15 protein-coding genes, 1 tRNA gene and 3 pseudogenes are annotated in these 16,604 nt (G+C 41.0%); 17 read left to right on the top strand and 2 right to left on the bottom strand.

Features of this window, described 5'->3' with window-relative positions:
- Positions 1 to 106: 106 nt before the first annotated feature.
- From MAQA_RS10985 to MAQA_RS11000, 4 genes are all read left to right on the top strand, one after another.
- Positions 107 to 433, top strand: a complete 327-nt coding sequence (locus MAQA_RS10985; RefSeq protein WP_036073948.1) for a PadR family transcriptional regulator — start codon at positions 107 to 109, stop codon at positions 431 to 433.
- On the top strand, positions 430 to 777 hold the full coding sequence (locus MAQA_RS10990) for a DUF1048 domain-containing protein (protein ID WP_036073951.1): 348 nt from the start codon (positions 430 to 432) through the stop codon (positions 775 to 777). The genes MAQA_RS10985 and MAQA_RS10990 overlap by 4 nt, the downstream gene beginning before the upstream one ends.
- Before the next feature lie 11 nt (positions 778 to 788).
- Positions 789 to 1,139, top strand: coding sequence for a DUF1048 domain-containing protein (locus MAQA_RS10995; RefSeq protein ID WP_036073953.1), 351 nt, complete (start codon positions 789 to 791; stop codon positions 1,137 to 1,139).
- A gap of 155 nt (positions 1,140 to 1,294) precedes the next feature.
- Positions 1,295 to 2,530, top strand: a complete 1,236-nt coding sequence (locus tag MAQA_RS11000) for a chloride channel protein (protein ID WP_036073954.1) — start codon at positions 1,295 to 1,297, stop codon at positions 2,528 to 2,530.
- 53 nt (positions 2,531 to 2,583) lie between these two features.
- Here the strand turns inward: MAQA_RS11000 and MAQA_RS11005 are convergent.
- Positions 2,584 to 2,656: transfer RNA gene (locus MAQA_RS11005), tRNA-Val, on the bottom strand.
- 106 nt (positions 2,657 to 2,762) lie between these two features.
- On the opposite strand from MAQA_RS11005, the gene MAQA_RS11010 reads away from it, so the two are divergent.
- The 4 genes from MAQA_RS11010 to MAQA_RS11020 all read left to right on the top strand — a co-directional run bounded on the left by MAQA_RS11010 (position 2,763) and on the right by MAQA_RS11020 (position 5,690).
- Positions 2,763 to 3,878 carry a glycerate kinase gene (locus tag MAQA_RS11010; protein ID WP_036073955.1) on the top strand — a complete coding sequence of 372 codons (1,116 nt, stop codon included), beginning with the start codon at positions 2,763 to 2,765 and terminating at the stop codon, positions 3,876 to 3,878.
- A gap of 59 nt (positions 3,879 to 3,937) precedes the next feature.
- Complete coding sequence (locus MAQA_RS14490; protein WP_149023359.1) at positions 3,938 to 4,555, top strand: hypothetical protein; 618 nt, start codon at positions 3,938 to 3,940, stop codon at positions 4,553 to 4,555.
- A gap of 31 nt (positions 4,556 to 4,586) precedes the next feature.
- On the top strand, positions 4,587 to 5,300 hold the full coding sequence (locus MAQA_RS14495; protein WP_149023360.1) for a hypothetical protein: 714 nt from the start codon (positions 4,587 to 4,589) through the stop codon (positions 5,298 to 5,300).
- A gap of 66 nt (positions 5,301 to 5,366) precedes the next feature.
- Complete coding sequence (locus tag MAQA_RS11020) at positions 5,367 to 5,690, top strand: thioredoxin family protein (RefSeq protein WP_036073956.1); 324 nt, start codon at positions 5,367 to 5,369, stop codon at positions 5,688 to 5,690.
- A 63-nt stretch (positions 5,691 to 5,753) separates the two neighbouring features.
- On the opposite strand, the gene MAQA_RS11025 is transcribed toward MAQA_RS11020, so the two are convergent.
- Positions 5,754 to 6,353 (bottom strand): nitroreductase family protein, encoded by a 600-nt coding sequence (locus tag MAQA_RS11025; protein WP_036073958.1) that lies wholly within the window; start codon positions 6,351 to 6,353, stop codon positions 5,754 to 5,756.
- 186 nt (positions 6,354 to 6,539) lie between these two features.
- Between MAQA_RS11025 and MAQA_RS11030 the strand changes: the two genes are divergently transcribed.
- From MAQA_RS11030 to rsmG, 9 genes and pseudogenes are all read left to right on the top strand, one after another.
- Positions 6,540 to 6,893: a hypothetical protein gene (locus tag MAQA_RS11030; protein WP_036073960.1), complete on the top strand. Its 354-nt coding sequence runs from the start codon at positions 6,540 to 6,542 to the stop codon at positions 6,891 to 6,893.
- Positions 6,894 to 7,027: 134 nt separating this feature from the next.
- Positions 7,028 to 7,435, top strand: coding sequence for a MarR family winged helix-turn-helix transcriptional regulator (locus MAQA_RS11035; protein WP_241463223.1), 408 nt, complete (start codon positions 7,028 to 7,030; stop codon positions 7,433 to 7,435).
- 11 nt (positions 7,436 to 7,446) lie between these two features.
- Positions 7,447 to 8,586 (top strand): MFS transporter, encoded by a 1,140-nt coding sequence (locus tag MAQA_RS11040; RefSeq protein ID WP_036073962.1) that lies wholly within the window; start codon positions 7,447 to 7,449, stop codon positions 8,584 to 8,586.
- A gap of 185 nt (positions 8,587 to 8,771) precedes the next feature.
- Positions 8,772 to 9,859, top strand: a pseudogene (gene serC, locus MAQA_RS11045) (3-phosphoserine/phosphohydroxythreonine transaminase).
- A complete protein-coding gene (locus tag MAQA_RS11050; RefSeq protein ID WP_036073964.1) occupies positions 9,852 to 11,039 on the top strand; it encodes a phosphoglycerate dehydrogenase in 1,188 nt (395 codons plus the stop codon). The pseudogene serC and the gene MAQA_RS11050 overlap by 8 nt, the downstream one beginning before the upstream one ends.
- Before the next feature lie 43 nt (positions 11,040 to 11,082).
- Positions 11,083 to 12,325 (top strand): annotated as a pseudogene (locus MAQA_RS11055) (DUF1015 domain-containing protein).
- 237 nt (positions 12,326 to 12,562) lie between these two features.
- Complete coding sequence (gene mnmE / locus MAQA_RS11060; RefSeq protein WP_036073966.1) at positions 12,563 to 13,936, top strand: tRNA uridine-5-carboxymethylaminomethyl(34) synthesis GTPase MnmE; 1,374 nt, start codon at positions 12,563 to 12,565, stop codon at positions 13,934 to 13,936.
- A gap of 18 nt (positions 13,937 to 13,954) precedes the next feature.
- Positions 13,955 to 15,843: pseudogene (mnmG, locus tag MAQA_RS11065) on the top strand (tRNA uridine-5-carboxymethylaminomethyl(34) synthesis enzyme MnmG).
- A 9-nt stretch (positions 15,844 to 15,852) separates the two neighbouring features.
- Positions 15,853 to 16,569 (top strand): 16S rRNA (guanine(527)-N(7))-methyltransferase RsmG, encoded by a 717-nt coding sequence (rsmG, locus tag MAQA_RS11070; RefSeq protein ID WP_036073968.1) that lies wholly within the window; start codon positions 15,853 to 15,855, stop codon positions 16,567 to 16,569.
- Positions 16,570 to 16,604: the final 35 nt, after the last annotated feature.

A 16,604-nucleotide genomic window follows, 5' to 3' on the forward strand; every position in this document is an offset into this window, starting at 1 on the left:
GTTGACAAACTTTCTATATTGTATTACTATGTAGTAGAACTTAACATTACTATATAGTTGATGGGAAGGAGGAAAATCTGTTTGCACGTAGGACAGATGACAAATTATGAATGGAATAACTGAAATGTTAAAAGGAGTTCTTGAGGGAATTATCCTTGAAATCATTAATCGCAAAGAAACTTATGGTTATGAAATTACGAAGATTTTACAGGAATCGGGTTTTGAAGATATTGTAGAGGGAACGGTTTATACAATTCTCCTGCGGCTTGAAAAGAAAGAACTCGTTGAAATAACCAAGAAAAAATCGACAATGGGTCCCGTACGAAAGTTTTATTCGCTTAGCGATGCGGGTCGAGAAGAACTAGAAAATTTTTGGAAAAAATGGGAGTTTGTTTCGTCGAAAATTAATAAATTGAAGGAGGAACAAGCATGAATTTCTGGGATAGAATTACGGGAAATGATATTACAAGAGATTTGAATGATTTTAAGTCGCGAGTTGAAAAGTTGCCGGATGATTATCAGGCAGCTTGGGAAGAAATCACATTGAACCTCATGGGGCATGCCGACTTTACAGGTCGTAACCTTATCCCAATTCTTGGGGGAGTGCTCAGTTGGTTTGAGGAAACGGCAGCGGATGGACAACATGCGCAGGAAATTTTGGGAAACGATATAAAAGGATTTTGTGTGGCGCTCGCTTCCGAAGAGGGAGCGAAGTCATTACGTGACAAGTGGCGCGATCAACTTAATAAAAATGTTGCGAAAAAATTGAATCAATAGGAGGGGTGAAAATGGGTTTACAGGAAATTCTGGCTGAGAAGAAGGAATGGCGCAAACATATGGCGCGTGTAAATGCTCTGCCACGAGATTACAAGGTGGTTTATAAGGAAATCCAAAAGTATCTTTTTAAAGTTGGACCAATGGAACTTGTAGATGGAATTGAGCCACTTTCTGCTGTTTTGGAACTTTTCGAAGAGGGCGCAGCAAGAGGTGATGAGGTGCTTACTGTCACTGGAAAAGATGTCGCTATATTTTGCGATCAGTTAATTCAAGATTCGAAAACGTATAGTGACGAGTATGAAGATAAGGTGAACCAAGAGGTAAAGAAAGCTTTGGATAAAGAAGCGAATAAAAAAAAATAAATAAGTTGAAAAAATCATCTCACATGTTTTAGCGTGAGATGATTTTTATTTGAGAACGGCTTATCAAAAGGTAGTTTCGTTCAGAACACCGGTTTAAACTTATGTTTTTTCGGGCAAGAAGTAAAAGAATGGCTTCAATTTCTGGGGGGAACAGAATGAAAAAAGTTTCTGTAGTTTTAATTGGCTATACGTTAGTACTAAGTGCGGTGATTGGTGTTGTCGCTGCCTTGTTTTTAGCAATCGTCCATTTTTCGACAGATTTTATTTGGGAAAAGTTACCGAGAAGCTTGCACGAACCAAGTTTGTATCCGCTAATCATTGGCATAATAGGGGGGCTCCTTGTTGGTCTTATTCAAACGAAACTTGGTGCTTTCCCATATACGATGCACGAAAACATGGCCGAATTTAGAAAAACAGGACGAATCGAATACAAAAATCGGCTATGGAAAACGATTCTTGCCGCGTGGGTTATTCTTTCTTTCGGAGCAAGTTTAGGTCCAGAAGCAGCTTTAGTTGGCATGGTCGGCGCAATGATAACTTGGCTAGTTGAACATTTGCGGATTAATTTAGCGAGCAAAGAGGAACTCGTAAATTTAGGAATCGGTGCGATGATGTCGGTTATTTTCCTAGCACCTTTTAACGGGGTCGTCCAAGATATTGAACATAAAAATCCAGTAGAAAGAAAATTACCTAGTTGGTTACGTTATTTACTTTCGATTGTAGCTTCGTTTTGTGCGCTTGCTTCCTTTGTTTTAGTAAAACATCTTTTGCCGCTTCCAGAAAGCATCTTTGGCATTCGACTATCAGACCATTCTATTTGGAATTGGCAAAATCTCATTTTTGCACTTCCAGTTATCATTCTTGGCGTTTGTTTCGCTTTTTATTTTAATGGTCTCGAAACACTCGTAAAGCGAGGATTACGATTCGTGCAAAATAAGTGGGTGCTTGCGTTAATTGGAGGTATAAGCATTGGGCTTTTAGGGATGGTATCTTCTTACTTTCTGTTTTCAGGAGAACATCAGCTGATTGAGATGTCGAGCGAAGTAACAACGTATAGTTGGCTGTTTTTGCTACTAATTGCACTTGGAAAACCGCTTCTTGCTGCAATTTGTGTAAATACTGGCTGGAAAGGGGGGTTAATCTTCCCGGCTATTTTTGCGAGTAGCGTGATGGGCTACGTTGTCACTTGGCCACTTGATGGGCACATTGGATTTTTACTGACTATTTTTGTTGCTGCCAGCTGTTCTCGAATTGTCGGCAGCCCGCTTCTTACTAGCTCTATTTTGCTGTTCGTTTTTCCACTACAGTTCTTTCCATTTATTCTACTTACATCATTTTTAGTTAGTCCTAAGCGGGTTCGCGAACTACTGCATAAAGAAACTAAATCTTAATACATAAAAACAGGCAAGAAACCTTATTTTCTAGTTTCTTGCCTGTTTTTTAATGGTCCCGACTGGTCTCGAACCAGCGACCCCCACCATGTCAAGGTGATACTCTCCCAACTGAGCTACAGGACCAAGTTTAATTTTATAATAACGATTGAGAGGCAAGCTGTCAACTAAAGATTAGGGCTTTGTTTTTTTGTAAAAAATGATATGATAGAACAAAAAAGGAGGTTCCGCAATGAAAATCGTCATCGCTCCAGATTCTTTTAAAGAAACGCTGTCTGCTGATAAAGCGGCAATGGCCATTCAAACAGGGTTCCTGCGTGTCTTTCCTGAGGTGGAATATCATCTTTTGCCTGTTGGTGATGGCGGAGAAGGCACGCTTGACGTGCTGGCTAAAACTTTGCATGCTGAACGAAGAATAGTTTCTGTTACCGGGCCATTTTTAGAGCCGGTAAACGCGCAGATCGCTTTCATTCATGCTGGACAAACGGCTTTCATTGAAATGGCTGAGATTTGTGGATTGCAACTTGTACCAGAAAACAAGCGTGATCCGCTCACCGTTTCAACAAGAGGAGTCGGAGAGATGATGAACTATGCGATGGGTCAAGGCGCTAAGGAAATCATTATCGGGGTTGGGGGGACCGCTTCCAATGATGGCGGAATTGGTATGGCAGCGGGACTTGGATACGAATTTTTCGATGAACTGGGAAACTCTGTTTTGCCTATTGGAAAGAATTTATCGCGAATTCACACAATGAAAAATAATAATGTGAGGACACAGTTAGCTCAAACAAAAATTCGTGTCATCACCGATGTAACAAATCCTCTTACAGGTCCAAATGGCGCTACCTTTGTATTTGGCGGGCAAAAGGGATTAAATGAAGCAGAGATGCCTCAGGTCGATCAAGCGATGGAAACTTTCTATAACCGCTTTTTTGGTGTTCCAAAGAATCCAGGAGTAGGGGCTGGAGGGGGAATGGGCGCGGGTCTTCTTAAATTTGCATCGGCTGAACTAAAACTTGGAATTGACTATGTAATTGAGCAGCTGCAGCTTAAAGAAATATGTACTGATGCGGATTTTGTTGTCGTTGGTGAGGGCAGAATGGATGGACAAACGTCAAGTGGAAAGGCGCCGCTTGGTGTCGCACGGGCGGTACCTGATGGGATTCCGGTCATTGCTATTTGCGGAAGTGTAACGAAGGATAGTGAAAAATTTTATCAGCAGGGAATAACGGCTATTTTTCCAAGTGTTGCTTCAGTGAGTACCTTTTCGGAGGTGCGCCAGGATGCCGAACAAAATTTAGTAAGGACAGCTGAGAATGTCGCAAGGTTGTTGAAATATGCCAAATGAATCTAAATTGTTTCACGTGAAACATATTGGACTCTTTGCGTAGAATTGAGGAGTTAAAGATGGAGCCAAAAGGAAAATTTTTCATGTATGCCGTTATGAATGCAACGGTATTCATGCCTTATTTATTTTTTATTCTAGTTGGAAACTTATATCATGGTTGGCTAAATGGTTATGCGTCATTAATTATTTTTTATGTCTTTAAATCAACAGGAACTTTCTTGTTCAATGCCTTTAATTATCAAGCAAAGGCAAAGTCGCTTTTACAAGTTTTAATCGCTATGGGGGTTGTTGGATCAGTATTAGCTAGTCTTGGCTCTTTTGACGCTCTTTGGATTGAAATAGGGGCTATATTGATTGGAATATCAAGCAGCATGGCGCTCCCGGTTTATATTACTTTGCAATATCATGACCATTTTTATTACGGCAGAAAAATGTCTAATAATAACTATTTGCGAGCGCTTTTTGTAATTATCTTAGCCCTTGTTATTGGGGGGATTTTAGCACAATTTCTTTATCCTAGTCTGGCCTTTCTTTTTTACGCAGTGCTCCTCTTGATTACATTTTATTTTGTTAGTCGCTTGCCTAATTATGAAGTGAAGACACGAACTGGAGATGCCTTTCTAATTCGCCCATTTCTTGTTTTTTTTTGCTGCATCATTTATTCTATTTCTATTTAAAGAAGCTCGAACTATCGAGTCTACAGATTATGTGTTCTGGGTATTTGCAGCCGCTTTAGCGGGTATTTTGATTTTCATTGGTGCGGGTCTTTATTTAATGCCAAAAATGAAACTGAAGCTAGCGCCGTGGATTTTATATTTCTCTTTTGCTCAAGGTGCTGTAATGAGTTTTTCATTGCTTTACGGAACATTTGTGGCGCTTGCCGAAAACAATTTCAAGTTTATGTTGTTTGGCGTTTATATGGTTTATTTCTTAGGAACTCTCTTTTCACTTGCAGTAGAGCCGCTTGTTAAGAAAGCGTGGGGGAAACGCCCTATTTTATATTTATACAGTCTAGGAATTGCTTTAAGTTTTGTTTTGATTGTCATACCGAGTTGGACCAGCATCAGTATTGGAATTTTTGGCGCTTCTCTGTTTTTATCAATGCTAAGTCGTCATCTAAATCGATCAGCGTATGCTACTGCCGCAAATGAAATGCAAGATGCCAGTTTATTACTTCGAAGCAGGTGGACAAAACTAGGTAGCATTTGCGGACAGATTTTCTTGATTTTCTTGCTATTTGCAGGTAGCTTATTTAGCGCTTCGCTTGATTTTAAACGAGTTATTGCAGCTTTTAATGGTGCGGGAAATATGTCTGGAGATTTATTTTTCGATTTTGCGGGGACAGCACTTGCGGCAGCGTTTGGTATTTTATTATTTATCTTTGCGGGGTTACGAAAATATCGGGAGATTGTTAAAAAATGAACAGTTAAGCTTGTTCACTTGACGATTCAGATGGAATGGCATAATCTGAATCGAGAGGTGAGAAATGTGGCGATTATACATGCAAAAGAAGACGACTTTGATCAGATTATTGCCAGTCATTCAAAAATTTTACTTAATTTCTGGGCAGAGTGGTGTGCGCCGTGTCGCTGTTTTTGGTTAACTTTGGATCAGTATGCAGAAAGAGAAAATGAGGATATTCAAGTTGTTAAAGTTAACGTCGATAAGCAAAGAAAAATTGCTGATCGGTTTAAAGTCAAAGGAATCCCGAATTCATTTGTAATCGTGGATGGTGAAGTGAAGGGACGAATAACGGGAACAGTGAGTTGTGATGAACTTATGAAACAAGTAGAAACTTTTATTGCGGAATAAAAAAAAGCCTTAACTGCTGCGCCTTTCAAGAAGGGCTTGTCAGTTAAGGCTTTTTTTTGTAACTTATTTAAACACGCGGAAGCGTTCTTCGTCTGCCATGAATTCTTTTTCACCAGGTTCACTAGCGATGTTACCAAATGGCATTTGTGCACGCAAGTTCCAGCTTTCTGGAAGGTTCCATTCGGCTTTGACTGCGTCATCAATAAGTGGATTGTAGTGCTGCAAGGAAGCTCCAATTCCAGCGTCTGCGAGAGCTACCCAAACAGAGTGCTGCGCAATACCTGTTGCTTGTTCGGACCAAATAGGGAAGTTTTCAGCATAAAGTGTGAAATCTTTTTGATATCCTTTGATCACATCTGTATCTTCGAAAAACAAAACGGTTCCATATCCAGCACGGAAGGAAGCGATTTTTCCTTCAGTGGAGGCAAAATTTTCAGCAGGAACAATAGCGCGAAGTGTATCTTCTACGATATTCCAAAGTTTATCATGGTTTTCGCCGAATAAAAGAACAGCACGTGAAGTTTGTGAATTAAACGAAGATGGACTGTGCTTAATAGCTTCTTTTACGATTTCTTCGATTTCATCTTGGGATAATGATACGTTTTTATCAAGCGCATAGATTGAGCGGCGCGATTTGATTGCTTCTAAGAATGAGTTTGACATAGGAATACCTCTTTTCAAATGTTATTTACTTACTTTAGTATAGCGACTAATTTTTTGGATTGCAACCCTTTGTTTTTATGTAAGCGCTAAACCTACTCAGATTCTAAACGAAAAAAAATTTCAAATAAAAAAAGTTGCAAACAAGAACGTTTGTTCGTATAATAGAAATAGAAAGAGGTGATCACAATGGTTTATGCTATATCTTTAGATAAACAAGTCGAAGTAACGAATCCAGCAGTTCTTATCGAAAAGCCGCAAGTTGATTTAGTGGAACAGGAAAGCTTTTATATCACCTTGTCTGATGCAATCAAGCGAGAATGGTTAGTGCGACTGAACTTTTTTGAAGAAGCAAATGTGGCGAAACTAGAGTTGGCATCTTTTGAGGATTCGGAAGCTTTCGTCGGGCGGGGTGTTGTTCGCGAAATGGATTTAGTGCCATTCGAAATGGATCCTGAAACACAAGAAATTCTTTTTCGCGATATATTTGGGCAGATTTACCCTGTTCAATTTGATGAAATTATAAATATTGAGTTGCTTTAAAAGCTAGCTAAAGGCAGATTCTGGGCCTTTAGCTAGCTTTTTTGACTTTTTATAAATATTGTTATATGATTGTTAAGACAATTATTGTTATAACAATTAATTAAGGTGTGGTGAAATGATGAGGCAAAAGTTTGATGAATTTTCCTTTCAAACAACAAAAATCGCGAAAAAAAATGCACTTATTTCTTTCAAGAAGCTTGGCAGATCTAGAAGTAACCCCTGAACAGTGGACGATATTAAACATTATTCAGCAAAAGGCACCAATTTCACAAAAACAGTTAGCCGAACTCTCAGAAAAAGACACGCCAACGGTTAATCGGATCATTGATGTCCTGTTGCGGAAAGACTTAGTGATCCGCAAAACAGATGAAGTAGATCGTCGAAAAACCCTGTTAAGTTTAAATGAAAAGGGAGAGAAGCTAACTTCTGTTTTGCAAGAAACGGTAGAAGAGGCTTGTAAAAAGATGTTTGCCGATTTTTCCGAACAAGATTTGCGAACTTTTGCTACTTTGTTAAACCAGATCGAGAATAATATTGAGTAAGAAGGGATTTTTTGGAAAGTAAAACAAAATTATGGACGAAGGATTACATTTTTTTACTGATAGGAAGTATTTTTCTATATGTTGGATTTATGGTATTTATGCCCACTTTGCCCACCCAAATTATTAAGCTTGGGGGTTCGCAAGTAGAAGCTAGTCTTGCTGTGGGTGTGTTTTCAGTAGTAGCGCTTCTTATGCGTTCTATTTCAGGAAGCTGGAATGATCGATTTGGCTCTAAAATGCTCATTTTGATAGGTTTTCTAATTTTAATTGCGACAACGGCTAGTTTTTATATTTCAACAGTTGTTTTAGCTTTGCTTGCGGTTCGTTTCATTCAAGGAGCAGGCTGGGGGATTAGCACAACCTCTATTGCAACGGGCGTTTCTGCAATTGTTCCGCCTAACCGAACGGGTGAAGGAATTGGGTTTTATGGACTGACAACAGCGCTTGGAATGTCACTTGCCCCCGTTGTAGCCATTTTGATCATGAATTATTTTTCATTTAATACGCTAATTACTTTTGCACTGGTCATTTTAGTCGGTACCTTTTTACTGCTTTCGCAAGTTCGAATCAAGCAAGAAAAAGTGAAAAAAACCGGGAAAATACAGCTTTTCGAGAAAACGGCGCTGTTGCCGGCTTTTTTATGTCTATTAATGGCTATCCCACTTGGCGGAATTCAAACTTTTATGATGGTGTACGGTACAGAAATACATGTTGAAAATACATGGATTTATTTTCTAGGACAAGCCATTACGATACTTTTAAGTCGGCTTTTTGCGGGTCGGTTATATGATACGAAAGGACATTTCGTTGTTGTAGTTCCAGGTGTCTTTGCTATGATACTTGGGATTTTATTGCTTTCCTTTGCTACGGGTGCGTGGATGCTATTTTTTGCGGCGCTGGCATTTGGACTAGGCTACGGGATGACACAACCCGCTTTACAAGCGCTGACAATAGATCGAGCTGCTCCAGAAAACAAAGGTGCTGCAAACGGAACCTTTTTATCAGGCATGGATATCGGGATGGCGATCGGAAGCTTTGGGCTCAGTATTGTCGCAACGTATAGCAACTATGCCGTCATGTATCGTTCTGCGATTTTAGCCCTTGTTTTATTCCTTGTAATTTACTGGATGGTCTTTAGAAAAACCAAATAATTGGAAACAAGTACTTTTAGCTAAAAGTACTTGTTTTTTTAGGAAAGGATTTCTCTTTAATTTTAGTGGTCTTCTGTTATAATATACGAAAGCCTTTGATTTTTTATTTATTCTAAAAATTGTGTCTTAATGCACAAATGAAAGAGTGCTTTTAAAAAATAAAAAGGAATGGGAGCGAGTGGGAAATGGAGCAAATCTATAATTTTTCAGCTGGGCCAGCAGTGTTACCACAACCAGTTTTAAAACAAGTGCAAGAGGAACTGCTTTCTTACAAGGGATCAGGCATGTCGGTCATGGAACTCAGCCACAGATCCGAGTGGTTTGAAGAAATTTTAGCAGGAGCAGAAGTGTTGCTTCGCGAATTAATGGGCATTCCGGATAATTATAAAGTTTTATTTCTACAAGGAGGAGCAAGCCTTCAATTCACAATGGTGCCACTTAACCTAGCACATAGTAAAAAAGCAGCCTTTGTAAACACTGGTTCCTGGTCGCAAAAAGCCATTCAAGAAGCACAAAAATTAACGGAGGCCGTTGTAGTGGCTTCTTCTGAAGATCAAAATTTTCATTACATTCCAGAAATTCTGGAAGTACCAAAAGATGCTTCCTATTTACATATTACGACAAATAATACCATTGAAGGAACGGCTTTCTTCGATATTCCGCAATCAGAAATCCCGCTCGTTGCAGATATGTCTTCCAATATTTTATCGAATGATTACCGTGTAGAGGACTTTGGGTTAATTTATGCTGGTGCGCAGAAAAACATTGGTCCAGCGGGATTAACAATCGTCATCGTACGGGAAGACTTGATCGGGCAAGTTCCTGATCTTCCTGTGATGCTAGATTATGCGGTGCAGGCAAAAAATCATTCCCTATACAATACCCCACCAACCTTTGCTATTTATGTGGCAAAGCTTGTTTTAGAGTGGATTAAAAGCGAGGGCGGCGTAACAGAAATGGAACGACGAAATCGTGAAAAAGCGGCTCTTTTATATACCTACTTGGATCAATCCAAAATTTTTTAGTTCTTCTGTAGAACCTGCATTCCGCTCACTCACAAATATTCCCTTTCATACAGGAAGCGAACAACTAGATGCGCTTTTTTTTGCAAGAAGCGAAAAGACAAGGCTTCATCAATTTGAAAGGGCATCGCTCAGTCGGTGGTATGCGAGCTAGTTTATACAATGCCTTCCCAATTCTTGGCGTCGAAGAATTTGTTCACTTTATGGAGGGTTTCGCTGTTAAATATAAAGGGGGAAAAATTTATGTTTAAGATTGAAACGCTAAACGCCATTGCAGAAGAAGGACTTGCAACCTTCCATTCCGAGAAATACAGTGTGGATCAAAATGCGGATCCTGATGGATTACTGCTCCGTAGTTACAGCTTACACGACTTTGAATTTCCGAAATCGTTGAAAGCCGTCGCGCGAGCAGGAGCGGGCGTTAACAATATCCCGCTTGAGCGTTGTTCAGAGCAAGGGATCATCGTGTTTAATACGCCGGGCGCGAACGCCAATGCTGTTAAAGAACTGGTACTTGCAAGTTTATTCATGGCAGCGCGTCCAATTATTGAAGGATGTGCCTGGGTTCGCGAACTTGAAGGGGAAAACGTAGCAGCCAAAGTAGAAGCGGGGAAAAAAGCTTTTTCGGGAACAGAATTACAAGGCAAGAAACTAGGGATTATTGGACTTGGCTCAATTGGTGCGCTCGTTGCTAATGATGCGGCTGCACTTGGAATGGAAGTAATGGGGTTTGATCCTTACATATCCGTGGATACAGCTTGGAAAATTTCACGAGAAGTCAAGCGAGCAACTGAACTCGAAGAAATCTTAACGACTTGCGATTACATTAGCGTTCACGTTCCACTCAGGGAGAATACACATCAAATGTTCAATGCTGAAACGTTGATGTTACTTCGCTCGGATGCCGTACTGCTAAACTTTTCTCGAGGTGAATTAGTGGATGAAGCAGCGATTTTAGATGCGCTTGATCATCAAAGATTACGACTCTATTTGACAGACTTTGCTACGAATTCGCTACTTGAAAATAAGCGTGTCCGGGTGCTGCCTCATTTGGGTGCATCAACTGCTGAAGCAGAAATCAACTGCTCGATCATGGCAGCACGAGAATTACAAGCATATCTCGAAACGGGTAGTATAAAAAACTCGGTGAACTATCCAAATGTGGAAATGCCTTATAATGGCCATCCACGAATTGGCGTTTGCCATCATAATATTCCCAACATGGTAGGCCAAGTTTCGACGATTGTCGCCAGCCATCAAATTAACATTCTTGACTTGACCAACCGCAGTCGTGAAGGCTATGCTTATACGCTACTTGATTTAGAACAAAATGAAGCAGTAAATCTGGAACGTATTAAAGAAGACTTGGAGAAAATTGAAGGAGTGCTCCGCGTTCGTGTCATTGAACCGATTGGAGTGACCATTTCCTAAACTATTTCCCGAGAAATAACAACGTGATGGAGGAGGAAACAAGTTGGTAAAAGTAAGACCTTTTAAAGCAATCCGACCGAAGCAAGATTTAGCGCACCAAGTGGCATCGCTACCTTATGATGTTTTAAATAGTGATGAAGCGCGCGAACTGAGCAAAGAAAATCCCTACTCCTTTTTGCATATCGACAAGGCAGAAATTGATCTTGATAAAACCCTTTCGCCCTATGCAGCGGAAGTTTATCAAAAAGCAAATGAAAACCTTGAAACCTTTTTAAAAAAACGGGTGGCTAGAAAAGGAGGAACTAGATTCTTACTATTTATATGAATTGATAGTTGGCGGAAAGTCGCAATTAGGTTTAGCCGCCGTGACGTCGATACAGGATTACACAGAGGGGATTATCAAGAAGCATGAGTTTACACGTGAAGAAAAAGAACTTGACCGAATTCGCCATATTGATGCTTGTGATGCGAATACAAGTCCCATTTTTCTTACGTACCGAGGAAAACAGAAATTGACAGATGCGCTTCACCGTTATGCGAATCAAAATGAGCCTTTATACGACTTTGTGAGCTTTTATGAGGTTAGGCATCGGGTTTGGCAAATTCAAGATCAGAACTTGGCAGAGCAAATCGGAGAGACTTTTGAGGCTGTGCCGGCGCTTTACATTGCAGATGGGCATCACCGCACGGAATCGGCCGTCAAAGTTGGCTTGAAACGCCAAGAGGAGCATCCGGATGCTCCTCTTGATGCAGAATTCAATTTTTTCCTTTCAGTGCTGTTCCCAGCGGAGGAGCTTTCAATTTTGGATTATAATCGCGTGATCCGGGCGCCGCTTCCAGATGATTTCTTGGCGCAAGTGGAGGCGGCATTCGATGTGACATCGGCGCAGCAAGAGGCGTTCAAGCCGCAAGAAAAGCATCAATTTGGTATGTATCTGGATGGAGTCTGGTATGGTCTCAAAGCTAAACCAGAAACTATCCCAAGTGATGTGATTGGCGGGCTCGATGTTTCAATTTTGCAGGAGCTCGTACTCGGGCCCATCTTTGGTATTAAGGATGTGCGCCGGGATGAGCGAATTGATTTTGTGGGCGGGATTCGTGGCTTGGATGAATTAAAGAAGCTTGTGGATAGTGGAAAATTTCATGTGGCTTTTGCGATGTTCCCGCCGCAAATGGAGGATTTGCTCAATGTTGCGGATGCGTTTCAAATTATGCCACCAAAATCAACTTGGTTTGAGCCCAAGCTTTTGAGTGGCTTGTTTGTGCATCAATTGGAGACAAAATAATTAAAGTGTGCCTTGAAAATAAGAGGCATACTTTTTTTGTGGATAAAATAAAAAACGGTTGTTATCCACATGTGAATAAGTTAAAATAGAACATATCAATTGTGGATAATTAAATAATGCTGATGAATGACTTGAGCTTTGGTCAAAGCAGAGTGAATGGTTGTGTAGTCGCAAGGAATTTATTCGGACACTTTTAGCCCGAGCTTATTTGGCTTACAGAAGAAAGGTGGGAGAAGAATGGATTTGGATACTATTGCTGCTATCTCAACACCGCCCGGCGAAGGAGCCATTGCTATTATTCGATTAAGCGGCGATGAAGCGATTCAGATAGCGGATCGTATTTTTTATGCCAAAAATCGCTTGGCGGATGTAGATAGTCACACGATCCATTATGGACATATTAAAGAAAATAATGAAACAATCGAAGAGGTCATGACTTCTGTGATGCGAGCACCACGAACGTTTACGAGAGAAGACGTCGTTGAGATCAATTGTCACGGCGGGATCGTTGCAGTGAATCGGGTTTTACAGTTGCTATTAAGAAGTGGCGCCCGGCTTGCTGAACCTGGAGAATTCACAAAGCGCGCCTTTTTAAACGGAAGAATCGACTTGTCACAGGCAGAAGCGGTCATGGACTTGATCCGTGCAAAAACAGACCGGGCGATGGGTGTTGCGCTGAAGCAAATGGACGGAAATTTGTCGCGCTTGATTAGGAATTTGCGGCAAGAGATTTTGGACGCCTTGGCGCAAGTGGAGGTCAATATTGATTATCCGGAATACGACGATGTTGAGGAAATGACGCAGAGAATGCTCGTCGAAAAAACACTCCTTGTGAAGGCGTCGGTTGCGCAGTTACTTGAAACAGCACAGCAGGGGAAAATCTTACGGGAGGGGCTTGCTACAGCCATAATTGGCCGACCAAACGTAGGGAAATCTTCACTGCTTAATCAACTTATTCAGGAAGAGAAGGCGATCGTGACGGACATTGCGGGAACGACGCGTGACATCATTGAGGAATATGTCAATGTGCGTGGGGTGCCGCTTCGTTTGATTGATACGGCTGGTATCCGCGAAACGGAAGATATCGTTGAAAAAATCGGGGTAGAAAGATCTAGAAAAGCATTGCAGGATGCGGATTTTATTTTGCTTATGCTCAATCAAAATGAACCACTTACTGAGGAAGATCGAGCGCTTTTTGAAGCAGCGCGAAATCACCATTATGTGGTGGTGTTAAATAAAACGGATTTACATCGGGAAATAGATATTACTCAGGTGCAGGCGCTTGCAGGTACTAATCCTGTTGTTGAAACGTCGATGCTTACAGAAGGCGGAATTACGGAACTCGAAGAAGCGATTAAGAAACTATTTTTTACGGGTGAAATTGATGCGGGTGATGCGACTTATGTTTCCAATACGCGACATATTGCGTTACTTCACCAGGCTGCGAACGCGCTTGATGCGGTAATTGAAGGCGTTGAAGCAGGAATGCCGGTTGATATTGTACAAATTGATATGACAAGAGCGTGGGATTTACTCGGTGAAATTACGGGGGATTCTGTTCAAGATGAACTTTTGGATCAACTCTTTAATCAGTTTTGTTTAGGTAAATAAAGGAGATGGAAGGAAAAAATGCAAATTTATGAAGCTGGTCATTATGATGTGATCGTTGTGGGTGCTGGGCATGCTGGCGTTGAAGCTGGGCTTGCAAGCGGCCGTATGGGCGCGAAGACGCTTATGTTGACGATCAATTTAGATATGGTCGCATTCATGCCTTGCAACCCGTCAGTTGGCGGCCCAGCAAAAGGTGTTGTCGTTCGCGAAATTGATGCGCTCGGCGGCGAAATGGGACGAAATACAGATAAAACTTATGTGCAAATGCGGATGTTAAATACTGGTAAAGGTCCTGCTGTACGTGCTTTACGTGCGCAATCAGATAAATGGGACTACCAACATGAAATGAAACATACAATTGAAAAAGAAGAAAACATTACGTTAAAACAAGGCTTAGTTGACCGTTTAGTTATAGAAGACGGGGTTTGTCGTGGCGTCATTACAAACAGTGGTGCAAAATACATGGCAGATGCCGTTGTTTTGACTACCGGTACGTTTTCTCGTGGTGAAATTATTGTTGGAGATTTGCGCTATTCAAGTGGTCCAAACAATCAACAACCCTCTATTAAGCTCTCAGAACATCTTGAAGAACTGGGCTTTATTTTACGTCGCTTTAAAACGGGGACACCACCACGCGTGAAATCCAGTTCCATTGATTATGAGGAAACAGAAATTCAACCAGGCGATGAAAATCCACGTGCTTTTAGTTATGAAACGACTGAAATGCTGCTTACGCAGTTGCCGTGTTGGCTAACCTATACGAACGAGCAAACGCATGAAATTATCAATGCTAATTTATCGCGTTCGCCAATGTTTACAGCGACGAAAAAGGGGACAGGTGCTCGTTATTGTCCATCTATTGAAGATAAAATTGTGCGCTTTAGTGATAAACCTCGGCATCAAATTTTCTTGGAGCCTGAAGGTCGTAACACGGAAGAAGTTTATGTGCAAGGTCTTTCTACAAGCTTACCTGAAGACGTTCAAGAAAAAAATGCTTCGGACGATCCCGGGTCTTGAAAATGTTGAAATGATGCGTGTCGGCTATGCGATTGAGTATGATGCGGTGATGCCGGATCAACTTTGGCCATCACTTGAAACAAAATTGGTACCTGGGCTTTTCACAGCTGGACAAATTAACGGAACAAGTGGATACGAGGAAGCTGCTGGGCAAGGTTTGATGGCAGGGATCAATGCATGTCGTAAAATTCAAGAGAAAGATCCTGTTATTTTAGGGCGCGACCAAGCTTACATTGGCGTTTTGATTGATGACCTCGTAACGAAAGGCACGGAAGAACCATATCGCCTTTTAACTTCGCGGGCTGAATATCGCCTCCTCTTGCGCCATGATAATGCGGACTTGCGGTTGACTGAACTGGGTCATGAAATTGGGTTGATTAGTGATGAGCGTTATGCGCGTTTCCAAGCGAAAAAAGCAGCGGTTGAGGAAGAGAAGCGGCGTCTTGAAACAACGAGAATTAAACCGACAGAACAAGTACAAGCGATGCTTCGTGAACTGGGTTCTGCTGAACTTAAAGATGGCGTTCTAGCGGCGGACTTTTTACGTAGACCGGAAATGACTTATGATCAAATTATTGAAATTGTTCCACGTGAAACATTTGTGTCTTGGGATGTGGCGGAACAAGTGGAAATTCAAATTAAATATGAAGGTTACATTGAAAAAGCTTACCAACAAGTTGAAAAAATGAAGCGCATGGAAGATAAAAAAAATCCCGGAAAATATTGACTATGATGCGATTTTTGGCTTGGCTACGGAAGCGGTTGAAAAACTTAAGAAAATTGAACCACTGTCAATTGCGCAAGCAAGTCGAATCAGCGGGGTCAATCCGGCAGATATTTCTATTTTGTTGGTATATATTGAACAAGGAAAAATTGCAAAAGTAAAGTGAGGGAAAAACGTGAATCCAGAACAATTTCAGGCAAAGCTTGCTGAAGCGGGAATCTTGCTAACGGAAAAACAAATGAGGCAGTTTGAGCGCTACTATGAATTGCTCGTCGAATGGAACGAAAAAATGAATTTGACAGCAATTACGGATAAGCAAGAAGTGTATTTGAAGCATTTTTATGATTCTATTTCTGCGGCTTTTTATGTGCCATTTAATGAGTTTACTACTGTTTGTGATGTTGGGGCAGGCGCAGGTTTTCCGAGCCTTCCGCTGAAAATTTGTTTCCCACATCTAGAAGTTAGTATTGTTGATTCTCTAAATAAACGGATCACGTTTTTAAATCATTTAGCAGATGAGTTAAAATTGACGAATGTTCATTTTTATCATGATCGTGCAGAAACTTTTGGTCAAAATAAAGTACACCGCGAGCAATTTTCTCTAGTGACAGCTCGTGCGGTTGCTCGAATGAGCGTGCTTGCAGAACTGTGTTTGCCACTTGTAAAAAAAGATGGTGTGTTTTTAGCAATGAAAGCTCAACAAGCAGAGCAGGAGCTTGAAATAGCTAAAAAAGCGATCGCTGTTTTGGGTGGGAAAGTGACGGAGCATTTTGCCTTTCAACTTCCTGCTGAAAACAGTGAACGAAACCTCTATGTGATTCGGAAAGCAAAAGAAACACCCAAAAAATACCCTCGTAAAGCAGGACTTCCAAATAAACAACCGATTGAATAATGTTTTTCCTGGCTATTTCTGCTAAAATGAAAGGA

Source organism: Listeria aquatica FSL S10-1188, from assembly GCF_000525795.1.
GTDB classification, from domain to species: Bacteria; Bacillota; Bacilli; order Lactobacillales; family Listeriaceae; genus Listeria; species Listeria aquatica.